This is a genomic window from Dorea sp. AF24-7LB, from assembly GCF_003478575.1.
In the GTDB taxonomy this organism is placed as follows: Bacteria; Bacillota; Clostridia; order Lachnospirales; family Lachnospiraceae; genus Dorea_D; species Dorea_D hominis.
Window position 1 is genome coordinate 45,591 of record NZ_QUFR01000004.1, and the last position, 21,636, is coordinate 67,226.

General features: G+C 35.5%; 26 protein-coding genes and 2 pseudogenes. 5 read left to right on the plus strand and 23 right to left on the minus strand.

Features of this window, described 5'->3' with window-relative positions; genetic code table 11:
- Positions 1-96: 96 nt before the first annotated feature.
- From DWY31_RS14460 to DWY31_RS05455, 3 genes and pseudogenes are all read right to left on the minus strand, one after another.
- Positions 97-264 (minus strand): annotated as a pseudogene (locus DWY31_RS14460) (ATP-binding protein); the annotation flags it as partial.
- Positions 252-842: a cytidylate kinase-like family protein gene (locus DWY31_RS05450; protein WP_118288081.1), complete on the minus strand. Its 591-nt coding sequence runs from the start codon at positions 840-842 to the stop codon at positions 252-254. The gene DWY31_RS05450 and the pseudogene DWY31_RS14460, both read right to left, overlap by 13 nt.
- Positions 843-855: 13 nt before the next feature.
- Positions 856-2,223: an MATE family efflux transporter gene (locus DWY31_RS05455; protein WP_118519739.1), complete on the minus strand. Its 1,368-nt coding sequence runs from the start codon at positions 2,221-2,223 to the stop codon at positions 856-858.
- A 408-nt stretch (positions 2,224-2,631) separates the two neighbouring features.
- Here DWY31_RS05455 and DWY31_RS14590 point away from each other — a divergent pair, with 408 nt between their 5' ends.
- Complete coding sequence (locus DWY31_RS14590; RefSeq protein WP_243060430.1) at positions 2,632-3,051, plus strand: nitroreductase family protein; 420 nt, start codon at positions 2,632-2,634, stop codon at positions 3,049-3,051.
- Between the two features lie 78 nt (positions 3,052-3,129).
- Here the strand turns inward: DWY31_RS14590 and DWY31_RS05465 are convergent, their stop codons facing one another.
- Positions 3,130-4,230 (minus strand): PDDEXK nuclease domain-containing protein, encoded by a 1,101-nt coding sequence (locus tag DWY31_RS05465; protein WP_330422611.1) that lies wholly within the window; start codon positions 4,228-4,230, stop codon positions 3,130-3,132.
- 25 nt (positions 4,231-4,255) lie between these two features.
- Positions 4,256-5,207: pseudogene (locus DWY31_RS14470) on the minus strand (Fic family protein).
- A gap of 680 nt (positions 5,208-5,887) precedes the next feature.
- Here DWY31_RS14470 and DWY31_RS05480 point away from each other — a divergent pair.
- Together DWY31_RS05480 and DWY31_RS05485 are read left to right on the plus strand one after the other, a co-directional pair.
- Positions 5,888-6,274, plus strand: coding sequence for a dCTP deaminase domain-containing protein (locus tag DWY31_RS05480; protein ID WP_279220066.1), 387 nt, complete (start codon positions 5,888-5,890; stop codon positions 6,272-6,274).
- A gap of 4 nt (positions 6,275-6,278) precedes the next feature.
- On the plus strand, positions 6,279-6,557 hold the full coding sequence (locus tag DWY31_RS05485) for a helix-turn-helix domain-containing protein (RefSeq protein ID WP_118519741.1): 279 nt from the start codon (positions 6,279-6,281) through the stop codon (positions 6,555-6,557).
- A gap of 62 nt (positions 6,558-6,619) precedes the next feature.
- Here DWY31_RS05485 and DWY31_RS05490 read toward each other — a convergent pair whose 3' ends face one another.
- The 8 genes from DWY31_RS05490 to DWY31_RS05525 form a co-directional block, all read right to left on the minus strand.
- Positions 6,620-7,051, minus strand: coding sequence for a hypothetical protein (locus tag DWY31_RS05490; RefSeq protein WP_118519742.1), 432 nt, complete (start codon positions 7,049-7,051; stop codon positions 6,620-6,622).
- A gap of 17 nt (positions 7,052-7,068) precedes the next feature.
- Positions 7,069-8,247: an HNH endonuclease domain-containing protein gene (locus DWY31_RS14015; RefSeq protein ID WP_199671925.1), complete on the minus strand. Its 1,179-nt coding sequence runs from the start codon at positions 8,245-8,247 to the stop codon at positions 7,069-7,071.
- Entirely contained in the window at positions 8,208-8,810 is a 603-nt protein-coding gene (locus DWY31_RS05500) for a class I SAM-dependent methyltransferase (protein ID WP_118519831.1), read from the minus strand. Before DWY31_RS05500 ends, DWY31_RS14015 begins: the two co-directional genes overlap by 40 nt.
- Before the next feature lie 394 nt (positions 8,811-9,204).
- Positions 9,205-9,687 carry a 3'-5' exonuclease gene (locus tag DWY31_RS05505; protein WP_243060436.1) on the minus strand — a complete coding sequence of 161 codons (483 nt, stop codon included), beginning with the start codon at positions 9,685-9,687 and terminating at the stop codon, positions 9,205-9,207.
- Positions 9,688-9,710: 23 nt separating this feature from the next.
- Positions 9,711-10,028: a hypothetical protein gene (locus DWY31_RS05510; protein ID WP_199671927.1), complete on the minus strand. Its 318-nt coding sequence runs from the start codon at positions 10,026-10,028 to the stop codon at positions 9,711-9,713.
- 203 nt (positions 10,029-10,231) lie between these two features.
- Positions 10,232-10,495, minus strand: a complete 264-nt coding sequence (locus DWY31_RS05515) for a hypothetical protein (RefSeq protein WP_117537674.1) — start codon at positions 10,493-10,495, stop codon at positions 10,232-10,234.
- Positions 10,495-10,815 (minus strand): HIRAN domain-containing protein, encoded by a 321-nt coding sequence (locus tag DWY31_RS05520; RefSeq protein WP_118519834.1) that lies wholly within the window; start codon positions 10,813-10,815, stop codon positions 10,495-10,497. Before DWY31_RS05520 ends, DWY31_RS05515 begins: the two co-directional genes overlap by 1 nt.
- 16 nt (positions 10,816-10,831) lie before the next feature.
- Complete coding sequence (locus DWY31_RS05525; RefSeq protein ID WP_118519743.1) at positions 10,832-11,065, minus strand: hypothetical protein; 234 nt, start codon at positions 11,063-11,065, stop codon at positions 10,832-10,834.
- A gap of 379 nt (positions 11,066-11,444) precedes the next feature.
- On the opposite strand from DWY31_RS05525, the gene DWY31_RS05530 reads away from it, so the two are divergent.
- On the plus strand, positions 11,445-11,960 hold the full coding sequence (locus DWY31_RS05530; RefSeq protein ID WP_028087387.1) for a helix-turn-helix domain-containing protein: 516 nt from the start codon (positions 11,445-11,447) through the stop codon (positions 11,958-11,960).
- A gap of 51 nt (positions 11,961-12,011) precedes the next feature.
- Here the strand turns inward: DWY31_RS05530 and DWY31_RS05535 are convergent, their stop codons facing one another.
- The 3 genes from DWY31_RS05535 to DWY31_RS05545 form a co-directional block, all read right to left on the minus strand.
- On the minus strand, positions 12,012-12,428 hold the full coding sequence (locus DWY31_RS05535; protein WP_118519744.1) for a hypothetical protein: 417 nt from the start codon (positions 12,426-12,428) through the stop codon (positions 12,012-12,014).
- A gap of 22 nt (positions 12,429-12,450) precedes the next feature.
- Complete coding sequence (locus DWY31_RS05540) at positions 12,451-12,666, minus strand: hypothetical protein (protein ID WP_028087389.1); 216 nt, start codon at positions 12,664-12,666, stop codon at positions 12,451-12,453.
- 325 nt (positions 12,667-12,991) lie between these two features.
- A complete protein-coding gene (locus DWY31_RS05545) occupies positions 12,992-13,408 on the minus strand; it encodes a hypothetical protein (protein ID WP_118519745.1) in 417 nt (138 codons plus the stop codon).
- A gap of 16 nt (positions 13,409-13,424) precedes the next feature.
- Between DWY31_RS05545 and DWY31_RS05550 the strand changes: the two genes are divergently transcribed.
- The gene (locus tag DWY31_RS05550; protein ID WP_279220067.1) at positions 13,425-13,556 is read left to right on the plus strand and encodes a TIGR04076 family protein; all 132 of its coding nucleotides are present in this window, start codon (positions 13,425-13,427) and stop codon (positions 13,554-13,556) included.
- 95 nt (positions 13,557-13,651) lie between these two features.
- Here DWY31_RS05550 and DWY31_RS05555 read toward each other — a convergent pair whose 3' ends face one another.
- The 7 genes from DWY31_RS05555 to DWY31_RS05585 form a co-directional block, all read right to left on the minus strand.
- Positions 13,652-14,149: a hypothetical protein gene (locus DWY31_RS05555; protein WP_118519746.1), complete on the minus strand. Its 498-nt coding sequence runs from the start codon at positions 14,147-14,149 to the stop codon at positions 13,652-13,654.
- A 214-nt stretch (positions 14,150-14,363) separates the two neighbouring features.
- Complete coding sequence (locus DWY31_RS05560) at positions 14,364-14,588, minus strand: hypothetical protein (RefSeq protein WP_147364890.1); 225 nt, start codon at positions 14,586-14,588, stop codon at positions 14,364-14,366.
- Positions 14,589-14,629: 41 nt separating this feature from the next.
- The gene (locus DWY31_RS05565) at positions 14,630-15,019 is read right to left on the minus strand and encodes a hypothetical protein (protein WP_118519748.1); all 390 of its coding nucleotides are present in this window, start codon (positions 15,017-15,019) and stop codon (positions 14,630-14,632) included.
- 33 nt (positions 15,020-15,052) lie between these two features.
- The gene (locus tag DWY31_RS05570) at positions 15,053-16,462 is read right to left on the minus strand and encodes a hypothetical protein (RefSeq protein ID WP_118519749.1); all 1,410 of its coding nucleotides are present in this window, start codon (positions 16,460-16,462) and stop codon (positions 15,053-15,055) included.
- Between the two features lie 16 nt (positions 16,463-16,478).
- The gene (locus tag DWY31_RS05575) at positions 16,479-18,707 is read right to left on the minus strand and encodes an FtsK/SpoIIIE domain-containing protein (RefSeq protein WP_118519750.1); all 2,229 of its coding nucleotides are present in this window, start codon (positions 18,705-18,707) and stop codon (positions 16,479-16,481) included.
- Positions 18,708-18,721: 14 nt separating this feature from the next.
- The gene (locus DWY31_RS05580; RefSeq protein WP_118519751.1) at positions 18,722-19,453 is read right to left on the minus strand and encodes a hypothetical protein; all 732 of its coding nucleotides are present in this window, start codon (positions 19,451-19,453) and stop codon (positions 18,722-18,724) included.
- Positions 19,454-19,471: 18 nt separating this feature from the next.
- Complete coding sequence (locus tag DWY31_RS05585) at positions 19,472-21,466, minus strand: hypothetical protein (protein ID WP_118519752.1); 1,995 nt, start codon at positions 21,464-21,466, stop codon at positions 19,472-19,474.
- Positions 21,467-21,636 lie beyond the last annotated feature (170 nt).

The following is a 21,636-nucleotide window of genomic DNA, read 5'->3' on the forward strand; positions in this document are numbered from 1 at the left end:
ACTCTGACCATCTACTGTTTTCAACCTGCCAGCGGATATTGTGCATGTGTATTGATTCCGTCTTAGCTTTCTTCTATTTGGCGCATGCGATCACAAAACATCAACAGAAAACTGCCTGATATTCAACTCATTATATATGATATTCTCCATTATATGAGTCATTTCCTGCCGACGGGAACCTATTCTTGCATTTCCAAGTCCAATATCTTCGCAGTAATATTTATTTGGCGAGTCAAAATAGGATTTCCCTTTTACATCATATCGCATTCCATAATTATCTTCTCACACCTGTCATATCCAAGCTGTGAACTGTTCAGGCACAACGTATAATTACTGGCTTTTCCCCATTTCTGCTCGGTGTAAAAGTTATAATTTGTCATACGTCTTTTATCTGTGTCTGTCATCATTTTGACAGCTTCCTTCTTTTCAACATTATATAATCCCATGATACGCTGTATTTTTTCCGGCATATCCCCATGAATAAACACATTTAACACATCATCCCTGTCTTTAAGAATATAATCAGCATTTCTTCCAATGATTACACAAGGCTCCTTTTGGGCCAACTTCAAAATAACTTTTCTCTGTGCCTCATATACGATATCTTCTATGGACTTTCCTGTAATGTCACGTCCGGCAAATGCATATGCAAATAAGCCTTTCTTTGGGGATAACTCTGCATTTTCTTTAATATACTCTGGTGACAATCCTGACTGTTCTGCAATCTGTCCAATGATATCCTTATCATAATACGCAATGCCAAGCTTCTTTGCCACTTCTTCACCGATAAATCGACCACCGCTTCCAAACTCTCTGCTGATTGTAATAATTCTTTTTGCCATTTTTTATTCCTCCTTATTTTAAAACATCTACTTTATTCTTTCTGATTCTCTTTAAAAATACATATCCTACCAGACATGAAATAACCTCAGTTATTGGAAATGCCCACCAGATAAGGAAAACTCCCATCTGACCATTTCTGACAAACGCAGAAAAAATTCCAGCCAGTGGCAGGATAATGATAAGCTGTCTCAGAAGAGAGATAACCAATGATTCAACGCCGCCATCCAGTGCCTGATAAATTCCCTGATAAGCAACATTTATTCCAGCAAACAGAAAGCTTATTGAGATTATCCTCATTGCTCCGATAAAATATTCCCTTGACTGTCCTGCATTGAACAAAGTTGCAAAAGCTCCAGGGAAAATTTCCGTAATTGCAATTCCTAGAATCATTAGTACAACGGTATAGAGCAGTCCATACCTGATTCCATCCTGAATTCTCTTTTTACTTCTCATACCATAAGCAAATGCAATAATCGGAGTGATTGCATCTCTAAGCCCAAAGGCAAGGAATAATACAAACTGCTGTACTTTATAGAACAATCCATATGCAGTCTGTGCGGAAGGACTGAATTTCAAAATCAGATTCATCACATATACCATGATAGACATAAGTGCCTGTGCAATAATTGCAGGAAGTCCAATTGCATATATTTCCTTGATTATTCCGCTATCCGGTTTCATATACTCTACATCATGTTCAAATTCCTTATTCAGTTTCATATGAAATACAAACAATAATATTGCAGACGCAACCTGTCCAATAACAGTTGCATATGCAGCTCCCTTCACTCCCATTTCAGGAACCGGTCCAATACCATAAATCATGATCGGATCAAGGATAATATTTACCACCGCACCCACAACCTGACCGATTGTAGAATATAGTGAACGTCCTGTTGCCTGTAAGAGTTTTTCAAATATCGAAAAGAAAATAATTCCAAATGAAATTACGCAGCATATTCTTAAGTAGTTTGTTCCCATTGATATAACTTCAGGGTCAATTGTCTGTGATGAAATATATGCTCTTACTCCGAAAATTCCAAACAACAGGCACACCGCATAAATAATCACCCCAAGAAACAAACTGTTTCCCGCAACTTTTGCTGCTTTTTTACCATTTCCCTGTCCAAGTGTTCTTGCAAGAAGTGCATTTGTTCCCACACCTGTTCCGATTCCAACTGCTACCATGAGCATCTGAACCGGAAATACCAGTGTAAGTGCATTAAGTGCCGCCTCACTTCCTGATCTCATGTTTCCAACAAATGCACTGTCTACAATGTTGTAAACCGCCTGCAATGCCATAGATAAGATCATCGGTATTCCCATCTGAACCATGAGCTTATTTACCGGCATCTCCTTCATCTTGTTACTTTCTGCCATTTTATAATCCTCCTTGTTTTGCGAAGCAAAATCCAAACCCTTTGGTGAGGAGAGGATTCAGCCTCCCTTTTCTACATAAAAAAAGTGTGCACTTACCTCATAAGCTGGACTTACGCTGATAAGCTACACACTTTAAAATGCATTATATATTTTCATAATGTGCAACAGCATGCGCACAAAAAAACGAGTAGCAAAACTGGATTTACGCTAGTTTGCCACTCGTTTATAAGTTATTATATTTTTCTTTTAAAAAAATGTCAAACAAAAATTTTCTTGCATTTTTTCTCTTTTATGCATTATCATAGGCACGAAATAAAGAAACCAAGCCGGCTTTTAAAGCGTGAAATCACGAGGAACAGCTTATCCTCACCGATTTCGCGCTTATTTTTTTACCAAACAGGAGGTCACATGAACACCAAAAACAAACTGGCAGATATCTTCTGTACTTTACCAAAACAATTATTACAGCTATTCTCCGCAAGCCCGGAAATGCTGGTGCTTGGCATTCCGGCACTCAGGATTATTTCCATTTCCTTTGTATTTGCCGCTGTCACAATTTTATGCGGATACTTTGTTTCTGGATTAGGAAATGGTATGGTTGATATGAGTGCTTCTGTAGAAAATCTCTTACTGGAAGCAGACGCCCTCGGACTAGGTGCTGTCTGGCTTGGAATTGCTCTTCTGAAAGAACGAATGAAGGCTGTCCGTACAGTATTGAACGTGCCTGAAAATCTGGACGCTTTCGCTATTATTCCATGCGGCTATCCGGAAGCGGTTCATACTCAGCAGGATCGTTTTGACAAGAAGCGGATACACTATGTTTTGTAATGACAAAGGCATGAACTCCTGATTTTTTTGTTCAATGACCTTAGATTTTGCAATTTGTGCAGACCGTCTGCACAAATTCTATTCTGTTTCCTTTTCTTCGTTATCCTGCTGCTGAAGATAAAACATTGCCTTTTGGGTTTCAATCTCCGCTCTCAGTTCTTCTTTTGTCGGTAAGTATAATTTGTACTTGGAAGCAAATAATTGTTCATTGCCGTGCATAACAGAATAACGGGCAATATCATCATCTGTATCAGAACAAAGGACAATACCGATTGTTGGGTTATCGTCCTCGCTGCGTTTCAGTTCATCATACATACGGATATACATATCCATCTGTCCTACATCTTGATGTGTTATCTTCTCTGTTTTCAAATCAATAAGGACAAAGCATTTCAGTATGTAATTGTAGAATACAAGGTCGATATAGTAGTCCTGCTTCTCCGTGTGAATGTGCTGTTGCCTTGCCACAAAAGCATATCCCTTTCCAAGCTCCATCAAAAATTTCTGCAAATTGGAAAGAATACTTTTCTCAAGGTCGCTCTCTGTAAAATCTGTATTCTGCGAAAATCCTAAGAACTCCGCAACTACCGGATTTTTGATGAACTCCAACTTATCATTCTGATACGGTGCAGTCAGTTCCTTCATTTCACTTTCTACAAGCTCTTTTTTCTGAGTCCCCAGCATACGATAATAATACTGAGAAGAAATGTTCCTCTGCAAGGTACGGACACTCCAAGTCTGTTCTGCGGCTTCTTTCTCATACCAGTCACGAGCTTCAAGGTCTTTGACCTGTAATAATGTTCTATAATGCGACCACGAAAGCAGAACGCCGGATTGTCTACACGCCGTGTCGACAATTTCAGGAAAGGTTTTATAAAACTTCAGACAATGATATAAATTACTTCTATCATATCCTTTTCCATATCGCTGAGTCAGTTCTTTAGAAATTTTCTTTATTACCTCTAACCCATACTCCGAGCGTTCATCTCCACCTAATTCTTCTTCTGCTATTCTGTAACCAATCAACCAATTTCTCTGCACAAGCAATGTATTGACAGCCTGATATGCAGCTTTTTGTGAGGACTCAATAATCCCACACATATCATTTAAGATGTCATCAGTTTTAACAAAATTATCCATAAAACTATTTTGACCGATTTTTTCTAATTTATTCTCCATAGCCATCGCTCCTTGGAATTTCTAATTACTTCTTGAATTTATATTTTCCTTTTCCGTAACCGGATACTGGTTCAATAATATCTGCCTTTACCAAATTGGAAAGAAGTTTTGAAGCACCTGAACCTTTCAGCTCAAGAAGTTCCATAACCGCACTTCTTCCAAACACCTCATCAAAGCCAAACTTCTCAAAAAGTCTATGGATATGAATCGTCGTTTTTACCGAAAAATCACTACTTTTTTCGGAAAGTACACTTTCAATATCCACTTTTTCATCTTGAATGTCCACTTTTTTATCCCCAATGTCCACTTTTTCTTCGTTCAAAAGTCCACTTATATGAAGTTTTCGATTATGAAGCTCGTTTTTCTCGTTCAAAAGTAGATTTCTGAGAAACGCTTCCAGATACTCTGTTGTTTCGTGAATGCCTTTTTGCAGATTCGTATAATTTGCACGGACAAGTGCATTTCTGAAATACCACGCATTTTCTGCAAAAATATCATTGGTTGCAGAGAACCCAAGCGTCTTTAAATATTTGATGAAGAACACTGCCGTACATAACGGTTGCTCCATCAAGCACCCATTCTTTCTTTGTGATGTTGTAATCTCTAATCTTTCCGGCGTGTTTATAAATACCCTGAAAAAGTTTACGGTGGATAGAGATATACTCGTTTGGCGAAAATGAGAACGCTGTTTCAGAAAGAATTTCTGCGATACGGGACGAAACCTTATCCGCTTCTTCGGTACGTTCATCATCAGACAAATGGACAGGTCTTTCTTCATAATAACTGTCGATAAGGGTCTGTGCTTCTTTCATCGTGATTTTGCCTTCAATATTCTGAATGGCAGTATCAATCAGATATTTAGATGGTTTAAGTCCGTCCACTGCCTGAAGTCCGATTGCCGTACTCCAAGCATAACCCTTATGAGCTTTATCCGGTTCAGACTCCCTCAAATATTCCTTAAACGGGTCTTTTTCCATATCCACTACCTCGCTTCATAGTCTTATAAGTCAAATCTACATTATTCGCTTTCCTGCATACCCTCATCGGCTTTTGCAATCATCTGTCTGTACTGTTCTTTCACACTTTCCGGTGCAAGTATCTGTACCTTCCTGTAAAATGCTCACTTTTTTCTTTACCATTCCATATTATCATAAAACAGCCTATCTTCCAATGACAGAAGTGCTTCTACAACAGTAAAAATCGTTTGTCAAAAAGTACACTTTCATGTAAAATACCCACCTTACAATAATCTAGCTTTTTCGAAATTTCTGCTCGATATCGAAAAGTTGATAACGGCATATTACATTCTTTTGCTGCCGTTGTACCTGTTATTTTCCCATTTTTCCAACGTTGATATACATTATGAAAATTATCTGGCAAAAGTGGTCACACACATAAGGGTCGCCAAGAAAAGCGACGTGACTCTTTTGAATTTTGACTTTATCATTGCGTTTCCTCCTGTAAAAGTTCATCCATACAGCCGCAAGTATCAGCAAAAATATAAAGGCAGCCTTATATGGATAAACCACATGAGGAAGCCACCGGTTACAAGCATCGTTCCACTGATAAATTCATGAACACATTTAAGAAAACTGTCATGGATTGCTCATCAGGAAGGAGGTGAACAGCCATAAAGATTAAACTGATTGACTTTGGGCTGAAAGCAAATCATCATCCCTTCCGACCACATGAAAATGATGCCGATGCTGATGTATTCATGCCTTATGATTGCGTATTAAAACCAGGTGAGGTTGCAAGAATCCCACTAGGATTCGGTCTCATCATCCCGGATGGATTTGCCGGATATGTCTTTCCACGAAGCAGCATGGCAGCAAAAGGACTGGTATGTGAACTTCCACCGATTGACTCCGGTTATCGTGGTGAGATCCATGCCATTATAAGCAACGTGAGCACATCTTCTCAGACCATTCATAAAGACACTCGCGTCGGTCAGCTGGTAATTACACCGGTCGTGATCGCAGACTTTGTCCTGGACCTCGGTGAAGAACGAGGAACCGGGGCTTTCGAAAGCTCAGGAGAATAATACTATGATTACATTTAGAAGAAAATTAAAACACTTAAGACAGAAAAATCATCTCACCCAGAAAGAACTTGGCATGGCTGTTGGATTTCCCGACAGCTGTGCTGATGTCCGGATTGCTCAGTATGAAAGCGATGTCCGAACACCAAAAGAGGATCTTATGAAACTCTTCGCATCAACGCTTGGTATTCCAGTTGAACTCTTTACCGTACCGATACTCTCAAGACCTAGGGAGTATGAGGCGGCGGAGTATTGGAGGTATGAGCTGGGGGCAGAGTTGGATTAAATATCGTCATACCAAAAGGAGGCAACGGATTTTCCGCTGCCTCTCTTTAATTCTTGTTATGATCATCGAATATCATCTAAGATTTCCAGCGTTCCATAAGATTCCCAAAACGAATCTCGTTTCTGTCTTTTCAATTTCTGCTTTTCCTGATTTCTGATACGTTCTGGATGTTTATAATATTCATTCATAATCATGAAATAGTCCTGTGCATCCACAATCCTTTTTTTCTGATTTTTATCGGCATACTTCCGGATTTTTGACAATGCGCTAAAATGTTGTAATGCTAACTCATATCTGTCTTCTCTTGTTTTGTTATTTTTAGATTCTAACACAAGACGAGCACTTTCTTCCAAAATTCGAATATGCTGACATATATAGCTTTCTGTAGCATTCTTTAAAAGAGCATCATCAACCTGCATATCCGGCTTAATTCCTTGAATCACAATGGGTGCCCAAGTATCTTTTTCTTTCCGAGATAAACCAAACAATCCCATCGTATCATGATCTCCTTCTATCCATAGTTCCAGATTTCATATCCCTGTCTTCTAGCCGAATCATATACCGGCATCATGTTCTTTTCTAGAATGTTATAAAAAACTTCTTTTGAATTACCTTTACGGTACAATTCCTGACCAGCCCAGATAGAATGCAGATTATCCCGATAACATGCTTTAAATCGTTTATGAAGTTCCGGTCTTTCATTTATCATTTCATACATCAGATACTGGTTTCCGGCAAAAACTTCAAAAAAAGGATTCCACTTTGGTAATCGATTGCTTTTTGACGAATTTAAGGAAGAGTCCATCGGCATCAGATTCCACAACTCATCATTCATTACAAAAGACCATGGAATAAAATGATCTACATCATACTGCTTTTCTTTTACTGGCTGTCCCGTGAAAACATCTCTTATTTCCTGCACTTTCATAATTCCCTGCCACAACTTCCGCACATTTGACAGCTTTCGCATTTTTTCATCCATTGGAGCAAGCTTATAAATCAGGCCAGGCACTTCAGGATTATTATTTTGAAGCCATTTCACTTTTTCATATTGAATCCAGCCAAGGATATTAACTGTATTATCTTGAATCATTGCTACCCAGTCTGGATGAAAATGCACCTCTTTTTTTAATTTGCTGCTATCACCCAATACATATGGCAAAGGAGTTACCAATTCATTTATCTTTTGAATGTACGCTGTAATGCGTTTGACACTTCCCCAGTCCGGTACTTCATTACTCCTTGTAAAAAAACCTGCCAGTGCTCTATATGGCACCATATTAGTCAACTGTTCTTTTGTTTTCTTTAAATCTGTCTGATGTTCCCGAATAGCATTCTTTATTTCGATCTTAGATGCATTTGCTTGAAGATTACTAAGTTCTGTCAGCTGCAAAATTGCCCTTTCCAGACCATCTCTAACCAATCCATCTGCCTGTATTCCACTAAGGTGAATATGAAATTCTCGTACTGAATACCAAGCATTCGCTATCATTTCATCAATAATCTCATCAAATGTTGTCTCATTTTTTCCTTCTGAAATAATATGTACCACGGCCTCCAGCCAGTAAAACTTGTAGCAATAAGAGGGATCTTTCATCATCTGAGAAAAAGCTTCAATATCCAGTTGATTATAATAGTTTGCTTCAATATTCAACAAACATCTGTCTTGCGAAGCAATATATTCAACCATCTTTCATCACCTCTTCCTTCTCTCACATCTCCGGTGATCCACATTTTTTCTATCTGTAGTCCAGAAATCTGTCTTACAAACTCTTCAAACAGCCCTTCTGTAAAATCCGTAAAATATCGACCATTTCGTTCACCTTCAAATGTACCATATTTGAACGATGTATAAATTATGCCATTCGTTTTTAATGCTTGATGCATTTTATGAAATATATCTGGTAATTTTTCTCTGGATAGATGAAGAATGGAAGCACATGCCCAGATTCCATCATATTGATTTCGGTCATCAAGTTCTTCAAACAGCATCTGTTTTACTTGGATGCCTGTGTATTCAGTTGCCATTTTACAAAGCACATCTGATCCATCTGTTGCGGTTACATGATAACCATGATTTAGAAAATACTTTGTATCACGTCCAGATCCACAACCAAAATCCAAAATAAAAGCATCCGGAGAGAGATGCTTTGTGAATATTTGCTGTACTTCCGAAAAATCTACATTCTTTGTAGTTTCAGAAAAAACAGCAGCATTACTATTATAATAATTTAGTGTTATAGCATCACTCATATTCATACCATCCCTTTCCGACTTTATTATCCAGTCAATAATTACCTGCTCAGAATCAACTTTACTGCATTGATCAAGTCCTGTGAGTTTTTCCATATAATGTTCTTCACCAAATGATAACTCAAGTATACCATAGGTGGGAGACATATAATGCATCTTTTCACACAAAACTTATCGAAAAATAAACTGTTTTCAGCTTTTGTAATCTACGTAACCTATCCATACTAGACCAGTTGTAAATTCAACTCTGCAAGCAATTCTCCAAGATTACACGAAAGATGTTCTGTCGGCTTTTCCGGCATCTCATAACTAACTGATAGTCCGGATTCAGTTCCAGCTTTTCAATCAGATAACCGGTATTTACTGCATCATCTAATCCATCATGGAATCTTCCTTACGGTTCGATTTCTGCCCGCCCCAATGCTTCTTCCAAACTAAGCTGTCTGGTTAATTCATATCTCTTTGTAAAAACTGCCTGATAGTTAATCCAGTTCTCTTTTTCTACAAAAGCAAGAAGCTTTTCGTCCGTGATTTTCTTTGCTTTAATCTCATGCACAATCTGATCTCTGTCAGATTCGCTCCATGCATAGATCTTATACTCCCGTTCTCCAAGCCAGTCAATCATATGTAACAATGCTTCCTGTATCCGTGGAGCATTTTTCACCTGCGAATTCCTAATACCAGTCAATGATTCAATAAAATGATCGATAACTCCATATTCCGGGTGTACATATTGACAGAGTGTACTGATCCTTTTAAAATTTTCATCCAATAATACTGCACCAATCTGTATGGTTTCGTTTGCATATTTATAAGATCTCTGCCGATAATCTCTCGGCACATTACACATTTCCAGATCTATGATCAGATTGTACATGTTGACTCCTTCTTTCTTAAGTATCAGTCATCGTAGTGGTTCCAGCCACCTAATATTCCAGGATTGCTGTGACCAGTTTTATGCCCTTTGTCATCATAATGATTTGCTCCACCCAATATACCAGGTCTGGTTGATCCAGTTTTTTGTCCGTGGCTGTCATAATGATTCATTCCTCCAAAGATGCCAGGTCTACTCTCACCGGTTTTATGACCATTTGTATCGTAATTGCTATATCCTCCCAAGATATTGGGTTTACTTTCTCCGACCTTTCTTCCATTCGCATCATAATGCTTGATTTCTCCAAATAATCCTTTTCTGCTATATCCTTCTTTTTTACTCATTTGTTCGTTCCTCCTAAAAAAATTTATATCCTGTTTATTACAGATTAAAATACGTTATTCTCTGAATAGCTCAGTAACCAAATGTGTATATTCTGGAAGCTGATCCATATATGGCTTTAATTCTTCTTTAATCTTTTTCCGTTCGTCTGAGGAACAATCTTCTGATTTCTTCATTCTGTTCTTTTGTATACATTTCTTCTCCCTTACTCACACTTTTCTATTTTCTCTTCGATTTTCATTTTCCGATGATCTAGAATATCACTAATTATTATCAGGGCTTCCGAAATAACTACTAAGAGCAGCCCTGCTTTTGCAAGATTTTTTCCTTGTTCATCATCGCTTTCTTTTGCTTCTTTGGCTGACCTTGCAAGCAAACCAATTAAACTGATATTAGCCAGACGCTGAATATTTCTGTTTATTGCTCTATTTTCATAATAGATTTTTCTCAATATCTCTTTGTTTTTCATTATTGCTCCTCATCTTTTACCAGACTCTTTTTACAAATTTTGCAGATTGTCCCAGCTGGTGTAGCAAGTATTACCTTTGCATATGCAACATCTCCAATCTTGTCGTAGAGACGTCCGGCACTCATCGACTCACCAATAACAGTATAAGAGCTGTTCGCCACATACCCGATTTTTCCAAGGCCTTCATAAGTAACTTTAATTGCTTCCTTGTCATACTCATTATTAGGTTCTTTCTCCAGTCTGATTTTCGTACCCTTTTCAAGAAAATCATTTCCGAAATAATGTTTTGTTCCTGTCAGTGTGATAAATACTTTTGCCATTGTAAACGCTCCTTCTTTAGAAATCATATTCATCCGGATCCAGTCCGGCATCTTCTAGTGCTTCTCTTCGTTCATCTGCATCCATAAACTCCAATTCGTCTGGATCCAGGCCCGATAATTCTAACTCCGTCTGTACGTCAGAATCGTCTTTCAGTAGTTCATTTAGAAAGGTAAATTCCATTGCACTTTCCAGTGGACTAATATTTCCATCATGGTTCAGATCAAACATACTTCCGAATATTCCTTTCATAGCAGCTCCTCCTTTAATCGTTCATGTATTCATAGTAATCGGATTCACTGGCAAACAAGATATATTTACCATCTACCAATCCCATGTAACCATCACCAGTGTTAAAACCTTTCATTGCCAACTCCTCCATTTCTTTGAATTTTATGATTTAATCTTCTTTGATGGTTACAGTGTATATCAATAGGTGGGGCATAAAAATCCCACGTAATTTTCGATTTTTTTAGCAACCAGCAGTCTTTCTGGCTTCCTATCCATTTATAACCTTGTTGTTTACTGATGCTTCCAGTATAATAAAATCCATAAAGGAAATACACGCACAGCATGCGGACTTACTACCCGATAATCCTCATGTTTTGCGATATACAGGGAGGTTATTCTCATGGGGAAACAATCTACAAGAGAAAATAAAACAATTTATCAGATTTGCCGGGAAGAAGCCGGTCTTACCAGATCAGAAGCCAGCGAAAAAATGACTGCTGTTTCTGATTCTAAAATTGAAAAATTTGAATATGAAATGCAGGAACCTACACCTTACGATATTATCCAGATGGCTGATGCTTACAAGCGCCCGGATCTCTGCAATTATTACTGCTCTCATAAATGCGAAATCGGTCATCGTTATGTCCCGGAAGTCGAAGTTTCTGACTTATCCAATATAATCCTGGAAACCATTGCCAGTCTGAATGAGATTAATCCTCTTACCACACGTCTGATCCAGATTGCCCGTGACGGTAAGATCAGCGATGATGAGATCAAGGATTTTGCTTTTATCAGTAACAAACTGGATGAAATTTCTCTGGCAATAGATTCTCTGAATCTCTGGGTTGACAAAACAGCCGGAGAGCAGGGACTAAACATTGAATTGCTCAGAGAAGAAAAAAAGAAACAGAAATAAGTATGAAAAAACAAGGCAGCGAACCTATTTATGGTCCACTGCCTCTTTCCTTTACATATGCTGTAACTGGTTTATGATGTATTCCGTTCTGCGGATAGCTTCTTCCACCTGATATCTGGCATTATTGATTCGATCCTGCACCATCCAATCCACAACAAATCCATCAAAAAAATAATCTGCAAAAGATAAGAAGTCTCCAGTATTGATGTTTAAATTACAAGTCATGTTCACATCATTTAATTCCCTACTGAAATTACGAAGATCATATTTCGCCTGTTCCATATTTTGTCTGGCTTGATCCATCTTGGAGTGTTTAAACATCGTAGAAAAGAATCCACCGCCAAACATATCCACCAAGCCCCAATTTTTTGCACTGTTCAGGTTTTCTTTTGCTGTCCGAAGACTACTTAACGCACGTTGTCCTGCTTCAATCGCTTCTCGTTTCTCTTTTTCTATATCATATCCCATAATTTCTTCCCTCCTCGTATTTTTATGAGTTAGATGATATAAGTGCAATGATTCCACCGATGATCAACAATGGAAATGCAATATAAATCAGTCCGCCAACAACCATTCCTATCAAAATCACCGGGAAAAATACAACTGTACAGAGCAGCTTTAAGATTCCCCAGGATGCTTTTACACCAAATATAAAAAATTTTCCAATAAACCAGATCATGCATATAGCAAATAGTAACGATAACATATTCTACTCCTTCTGACTCCTGTTATGATTTGAATCATTCATTTTTTTGATTGTTTACTTGATATAAACTCAGATGTATTTCTCACACCGATTTTACTACTGAATTTTGGGTTCTTCTCTATTTTTTCAATCATCCGAATTAACCTTATTCTCTGTGCTGTATCCATCTGCTCACCTCATTCTAACAGTTCTGCCTTTTGATATTGTCAGTATAACCGGATAACTTTTCAAAATATATACCTAATACAAAGAATTGAACATATGTAATTCTCAATTTTCGAGGAATCTTAAGAAAGACCCAGAGGAAATTCCCTGAGCCTATTGGTTATATAGCAGTATTTTTTTCAAACAGAATCAACTTAACATCTATTCCATCCAACTTCTCATTAAATTCAAAAGCTCCTTCTGCTCTTTTTCGTCCCTTCTCATCTGTCCCATAATCAAACCATTTCGCAAAATCTAAAACAACAAGTGTATTTTTTGATATAGCTGATGAACAGCTGCAATATACAAATACAGCATCGTATTTTTCATATTCGCTCTGATTTACTTTTTTTGTAATTTCTTCTCTGGAAGTCTTCGAAGCAAAGTGCATACTTACAAATTCAACAGCTTTTCTCCCCTGTACAAAACGTATAAATTCATCCTCTTCACAATTAATAGCACATATTCCCGGTGTTGCAATTCTCTGAATTAGTTTCTCACATTCATCAACAATTTCTGCTGCTACCGGAAGTAGCATCTTTTGATTTCCGTATATCTACACGGCACTGCAAGGCGGAAGCATCATGCACGGCTGGATGAATGATGACAAGGTCATGATTGCCTGTTGTAACGATGGGACAAGACCTGTAATTTTTAAGATTGAACGAATAGACATTGATGAATAATTATACGTTTTCTGAAAATGGGCAATTCCGTAATGGAACTGCCCATTTTTTACAAAATGGCGATTCAAGTTTTTTACAAAAGAGAGAATTCTTTTTTATAGATCAATTTTAAATTTATCCTTTTTTTCTGTCACAGTAGGTGTTTCATCGATTGACTCATCTTCACTATATCGATGATTACATACATCCTCAACATCTTTATAAATTTCATCGTCAATATCTTTTACAACCATAAATTTATTAAGTATATACTCTGGTGTCATAGATGGAAACATATCAAAACTATAACTATTTACTATCTCTCCATCACTCAAGTCAACCCTGATAGTTGCATAACGCTTTGAAAAATTATATTCCATTAGAATATAACTTAACAACACCCTTTCATCCTCTGGACACTCAAAAGGAAAAGCTGCTTCCATATCACATATACCCTTTTCATTCACAATTATTCTGCAAATAGTATGCATTTTTTCATCTACTGAGAAACGAATATTAAAAACTGTTTTATCTCCTCTCTCGTCCCTCGAATAATTCCAATTTTGAATTTTAAAGGCTTTTTCCACGAGATCTCCATATTCTTTTAATGTCATGATTTTTCCTCTTATACCTTCGGTATATCCCTTCTATAAGTGCTATAACAAGTTTTTCCACATTTTTTACAAACTTTATTAACACGATATGTAATGCGTTCTCCAGGGACATACTGTTCTTGAGAGCCTACGACTTCTCCCTTTCGATTTCTTGTATTAGTATTTACAAGTACAGAAACATTCTCTTTACTTACAACTTCTTCACCGGTTGTTTTCAAGCAAAATGGTTTTTACAAGATGGACATCGATTATCTTTACCATACCAATAATAAATGATTATATACATAATTCCTACAAATATAGCTGTCATAATAAGCATTCCTATTTTCTCTAAGATGCTATTTCCTCTATATACATCCGTCACTCCTAATACTCCGCAAATACCAGAAATAATAAACAAAGCTACTATAATTGTTACGCCCAAACGTAATTTATTCATAAATCCACGAAACATCATTTTACCCTTTCTTTAGTTCAATTTTAAATTCTTACAAATTCAGTTTGTGCCAACTGTACATCAGATACCATTTTTATTAGCACATTTTCTAGTTTCCCTTGAGATGACAAATACGATTTAACAGTTAACATATTATCATCCACAAAAAATGTTACATCCGTATACTCACAATTAAGTGTATTTAATTTTCTTAATAATGTTAATTCATCAAAATCCTTTATTGGTTTTCTGACATAAATTTCCACATCATTTTCATTTTCATAGAAGACAATCGCAATATTATATATGCAATCTTTTTCTCCTCTTTCAGGGAAAGAAACAACTACAAATCCATCCCCTCTTTCTTCATAAATAGCATTTTTGTCTATCTCTTGCGATACCACATATGCATAAAAATCATCCAAAATTTTCAACAATCCCACTTCCTTTCTTTTGCAAAATACTTCCTACCATGCTCCACCACCACCCCCTCCACTTCCAGATAGCGGGTCCTTATGTATATCATCATAAAAATCAGTCCCGTCCTTTAACTTTTCAAAAATTCCTTTTGCGATAATAAACGGTGGTGCTTTGGGTTTTTTTACTGCTAACATTTTTTTCTCTTTGTCTATTTTATATTGTTCCACTTCCTTTTCATATTTAGCCAACTCATTTCCTAACTTATGAAGAACTTTATCCACAGCTTTCGGCTTAACATGTATATCATTTTTGACCATATACTTAGCTGTTTTTTCAACTAAATCTAATACATTTGTACCTAAATCGGGAATTTCTTTTATAACTGCATAAGGATTTTGTCCTACTATAGCACTCCCCATTTTTACAAGACTTTCGCTTGTCTTCATTTTTGCTTGAATAACATCAAGTTTTCCTGATTTTCTCCATTCTTCAATATCTTGTGCATTTTCTAATGTGGTAGGAATAGCCTTCTTCAGCTTTTCCAGTGTAGGAACTTCAAAATCAATTCCTCTTCCTTTGTTAATAGCTTCTCCTACTCCACAAACTCCATCAATCAATTCTTTTGCATCATTATATACTGCAATCCCTTTAATTATTTTTCTTGCAAGAGATTTTTTGGGTTTTGCAAATTTTAATTCATCCAATTCATCTAAATTCTTACTTATTTTTGCAATCAGCCCAATTCCCGCATCAACAACATCGCTTTTTTTCTTAATACCTAATGCTGCAAAAGCCGTAGTTTTTACAAGACCCAAAGATGCTTTTGTAATATCCTGTCTTCCTTCACGTTTTTTAATAGTTGTTAATATAGCAAGCCTTTTTTTCTTCTCTTCAACATTAACACCAAACTCTTGTAACATGGTGTCATACTCACTAAACAGCTGTTCAAACAATCCTTTAACCGTGCAGTAAAATGAATACATTAGAGTACATATATAATCATTTTCGTCTGGTATATTTACTTGATATTGATCCAGTAACGTATTATATCCCGAAAACGCTCTATATACTTCATCCGAAGCATTTGGCACATATGGATTTGATGTATCGGAGTTAATCTCTCGTATATTCTGACTATGAATTACTAATCTAGAAAATATATCCTCCGTTTCGGACAATTGCATTTTTAAGTGATTAACAGAACTATCTGATGCCCTAATTTCTAATGTCAATTCTTCTATAGATCTCTTAACATCTAGAAATTCATTTTTTATTTCTTCCGATACAGAAATTTCCATATCTCTGATTTCATTTGAAAATCTATTAAACGCTTCGTAATGATATGACTCCAGATAAGTTCCTGCATTTTCTATAAATACGATTAAAGCACACGTTAATCCTTCTATTTGATCTGCAACCCTGTGAATATATGAATATGTATCTTCATTTAATTGCATATTTTTCCCCCTTCAATCAATTTAAAATTGTATCAAAATCAATTTCGGGGACTACAACCTCTTGCAGTTCGTACTTAAATTTCTTAAAGGACCTTTGTGTTGCACTACTGCTAATCGCAAAATCAACAGCAATTGAATTCTCTGATTTATGAGTGAATGGAAGTCTAAGCTTATTATAATAACTCTCATTGTTTCCTGTAACAAATAAATAATCACAAGCCTTATGACACATATAAAAATCATTAAAGTCATTATTTGATGCAACCAACACAAAAAGCATATTATAATTCATAGCATCAGTAAGTACCGATTCCATCTCTTTTGGAAATTTTCCAACCATTTCTGCTCCAATAATCCAAAAAATACTTGGAGCAAAAAGATCGATCATAGATTTACCATTTATTTCTTTTTCATAAAGTAAGTTAATTACTCTAAAATATGATTCATCAAAATCATAGTCTTCTAAAATCGCCTTTTGAATATCTGGAATATCAGCAATGGATTTGTTTTCATAATACATACTCAACTCTTGAAGTACTAGTTTTTCTTCCTCAGACAATTTCAAAATTAAATGCTCAGCTCTTAAACAAAAAGCTTCATAAGCAAATTCTTTTAATGCTGGATACTGCTGATAACTACTTATCAATGCAGCTTCTCTACTACGTCTTTTAAACACACCAATTATTTCATCAAGAAATTCTATTGAATAATATACTCTGCTGTTAGCCACATTTAATTCTCGTCCAAGATCCATTTTTTTCATAAACAAATCATTTCTAGCAAGAATATAATGTTGATACTCCTCTGCTTTCGGTGAACTTTTAAAATTCTCTGCCAGTAATTTACAAACATACACGGTATCATCAACTATAGGACTAAACACACCTATATTTTTTCTAACACCTCTCTCCAAAAATACAGTTTCATAATCATATTTCCTGTAGTTGAATACAACCGCCTCTCCTAATGTAACTATATCAAATAAACTACTATTTTTTTTCAAATACTCGGCTCGTACATCCTTAATCGCATCAAGTACATTGCTCAGTTCATCCATCCCTTTTATGCTATCTTCTTGATAAAATTTGTGTACAGAATTGAAATTAACTTTCGAACCTAGCTCTGTAATATTCTGAAGATATTCATAAAAATATTCTTCTGAAACAAATGGGACTTTAAATAATTGATTTGTATCTTCTTTGCCCGCTCCGACATTAGCAAGAACTAACCCCTTTTTTTCTAATCTAGCTGCTCCAGAATTTCCTAATATCCTCCCTGATATCTCTGCATCACAAGCCAATGCAAATCTTGCTTTAAAATTAGCAAATGTACTTTGGCTCATAGTTCCTGACATTTCCTGACTTGCAAACATTAAATGAAAACCCGTTGCTCGACCAAGCTTAGTGATTGATGTAAGCAAATCAGTAATTTGTGTTGCTTCTCGAGGTGTTGCTTCTAAAAATAACTGTTGGAATTCATCAACAATCAAAAGTACTCTCGGTAGAACAATTTGATACTTTTTTCTCACTTCACTTAATTTTTGTTGTCCGATCAACGCAAAAAAATTCTGTCTTGCAATCATACAAGTAGCTAAATAATTTAATAGGCTAAGAACATATCTTATTTCACTTGTTGCTGCTACAGCTTTAATATGTGGAACATTACACTTCGACAAATATCTACTAAACTCAACTTTTTTAAAATCCGCTAAATACAAATCTAACTCCCACGGAGAATATTCAGCCAGTAAAGAAAATATTATGCTATTCAAAAACACTGACTTACCAGAGCCAGTACGTCCTGCAACCAACGAATGCACCGCATCATCCCCCAATGTTATCGTTGTTGGGCTAGACCATTCTTCGTCTTTTAATCCAGGTCGAAGATTAATACCATTTTGAGTTGTATTAAACCATAATCCTTGTGTATCTTCACATTCCTCAATAACCTGTTCAACCACTCTAGGATCTTTTATAGCTAATAATTCTTGAAATAAACTTTTACATTCATCTTGCCCATTACACCTATTAAATAAATTTATAAATTCTAGCGGTTCTTTAATGCAAATAAATTGCTCATTATGTGATTCTGGCTTTTTTATAGAATCATATATTTTAGGATTCTTTTCATAAATTAATGTCTTAAGATTATCTAAGTAATCTTTATATGGGAGCTTGCTTTTTTCTTTTTCTCTTTGCTTTTTCAATTTCGCAAGGTCGTCTAAAGTCAACATATCCTCTGGCATAACTTCCTCCAAAATCAATCTAAAATTTGTTTTACTTTTGCTTTAAGTGCTGAAGCACCACTGCTTACAAAAGACTGTGCTTTTGCTGTCGTTGTCTGGGCTGTTGCTGCCCCCAATCCTTTTACTTTATTAGATTTATTTTCAAACTCTTGTGCCAGTTCAGCAAAACTTCCGCTTATTCCTTCTCTAAATCCAGCAATTACAATCGAAATAGACTGTATTACTACTGGCTCAATCGAAACATAAATTTCATTCTCTGATTTTCGATTTTCCATATCATTTTCATATTGGTTTTGCATTGTCTCCAGTTTTTCAATAAAACGATTTATCTCTTGCTTTATATTTTCAAAATCTGAAGCATCACATTTCCAATTTTTAGTATCAATCTCAGTTAAAGAGTCTTCAATTCCTTTCCATGACTGTATCTCCTCTTCAATTTGTGCTTCCAACTGCTTACTTCTATTTTTTGCACTATCGCCTGCCGACATTTCTTCCATTACTTTAGTAAAACTTAATTCACTGTTTTCCCAATCCTCCATTGCTTTTATTTCATCTTGTTTTAATGCTTCGTTATAGTATTTAACTGCTTCAATAGATAATTTAACCACCGGTTGATATTTAAGTTCATTTGCGAAATCAGCTAAAGTGTCAGCAATTCTTTTCGTTTCTTTATGAATTTCATCCAAACAAACTATATACAGGTTGTACATCTCATTAATTTCTTCTTCTGCAAAATTAAATCCCATCTTATCTTCTCCTTAAAATTATAATCTCTTAATATTCGTTGTAACAAAATCTGGTATTTTACCATTTATAGTAAAGAATTCGACGAAATCATATTGTGTGAAATATTCATACAACTTTTCACTAATATCATTAGTATCAACATATAACGAGCTCTTAACTGAAATAGTTTCTTCTGAATTTAAAATATCTTCAAATTCTTTAAACGCCAGAACTTTTTTCACACACAATTTTTCTTCCAAATTTTTCTTTTGATCGGATATTATTAACTCATATTCAAATTCGTTAATAATACCTTCATATCCATAAATTTGTTCTGACTCTTTAATCTTTTTTATAACCTTAGAGAATGCCCGTGCACTATTATCTTCTGACAATAAATCACGTGCTATAGTCTGTTTCATAAATAAAATAGGGATAAAGCCGAAATTTTCGCCCTCGATAAATAACTGAACTATCTCTCTATCCATTGAAGCAAAATCTCCCCCAGTAAAAAAAACAATGTTATACTTAATTGGATTTTCTCTTTTTCTTAACCTATCAGGATTGATTGTTGCAATTTTTCCATCTGCCAATGAATTCACAAGATCTCTAGTATTTTTTAAATCAGTGTATAAGTTTTGTAATTCCCGCTGAGTTCTTATGACTTTCATCATTCCACGAGTTCTACTTTCCGGAAAATGGAGTCCCTCAAAATCCACGAGCCACATGTCAATAATATCCATTGAACTTTCTCCAAAAAATCCAGTCATAAATTTCTCAATTAAAATCGCAATATCTTTTCTTAGCTTTTCACTGTTTTTTGCAGTTTCCTCATCATAACAAATAAGCATTGGCTTATAATTATGTTTAAAAGATACCAATTCTTTAACACCATACTTTTCATCATTCGCAAATCCAAGGGCAACATAAGGAGAAAGTACCCCATGATTATGATTACTATCGCCAATTAATCCGATTACTTCCTTTTCTTTAGAATTCAATTCAGCAATTAAATCTTCTGTACCTTTCATTGCCATGTCGGCTTTACTAATACATTTCTCCATTTCCACTTCTTTTTTAGCAATATCTGAACTCAATTTGTCATAATTCTTTTTGAGTGCTTCGACAATTCCCGAACTTATATATTCCACCTTTTCAGAATTCTCTTGCTGTTCTAGCGGAAGACCGTTCTTCTTGATATACTCTATTTCATTTTTCCAATTATTAACTGTTCCATTTATAAATTCTGAAAGCTTATAATCATATAATGCTTTCTCAATTTTTTGAGGGTCTGTAACTGCCATATAAATCAATTTATTTTTCAGCATATAATTCTTAGCAAAATATTTTGTTGCACAATAAATTGCTAAGTTAAGAAAAATAATTATTCCAACTATAAGAACCACCCTTGTTATGCTCATATGTATCATTTTTTCATATTCTTCAACTGTTAATGGAGTGTAAAATCCATTCTTCAGTGAAATTTTATTGTATACACCATTAACAATTTTAGGAACCAAAATAATTCCCCATATGATTATTGCTGCAATCACTCTCAGCACTTTTGGTAAAAAAGCCAAAAAATCAAAGCGAAAAATAAACCCAAAAAACTTGTTAGCTAAATAAAAAATATCGAATTCCGAATTATTTTTAACTTTCTCTGTATCAATCCCTTGGCTACAATCTAACTCATTTTGTGATACGATTTTATCTACCTCTTTGGGATTAAGCCATTTTATAACCTTTTCAAAATTTTTCTTTGCCTTATCACTTGTATTCGTGATTTCTTGCATTTGCTTTTTAACTTCTGCTTGCAAATTAAGCTTTTTTTCTTTAATCGCACTGTCTATATGTGATTCCATATATTGAATTACAATATTGGCATCCGCATAATCATATTGCTGTTGACGTTGTCGCAGTTGCTCAATTTCTGTCTTCAACTGTTCTACAGGCTCCTTGGACTCCTCTACACACTCAAGTGCTTCTTCATATTTAGAATACAATGTTTGGTATTCTTGAACTTTACTTTCCATAACTCTCATTTCCTTTCCATGTATATATTGCAAAAGCAATAACAGCTATAATAATTTGCTTCTTTCATTTTTGTTTTTATTTACCATTTAATTGATTCCTAGTAAAATTTTCGTAGAGTATCACACTCCACGAAAAAATACCATCCAATAGATAAAATCACTACTGGACG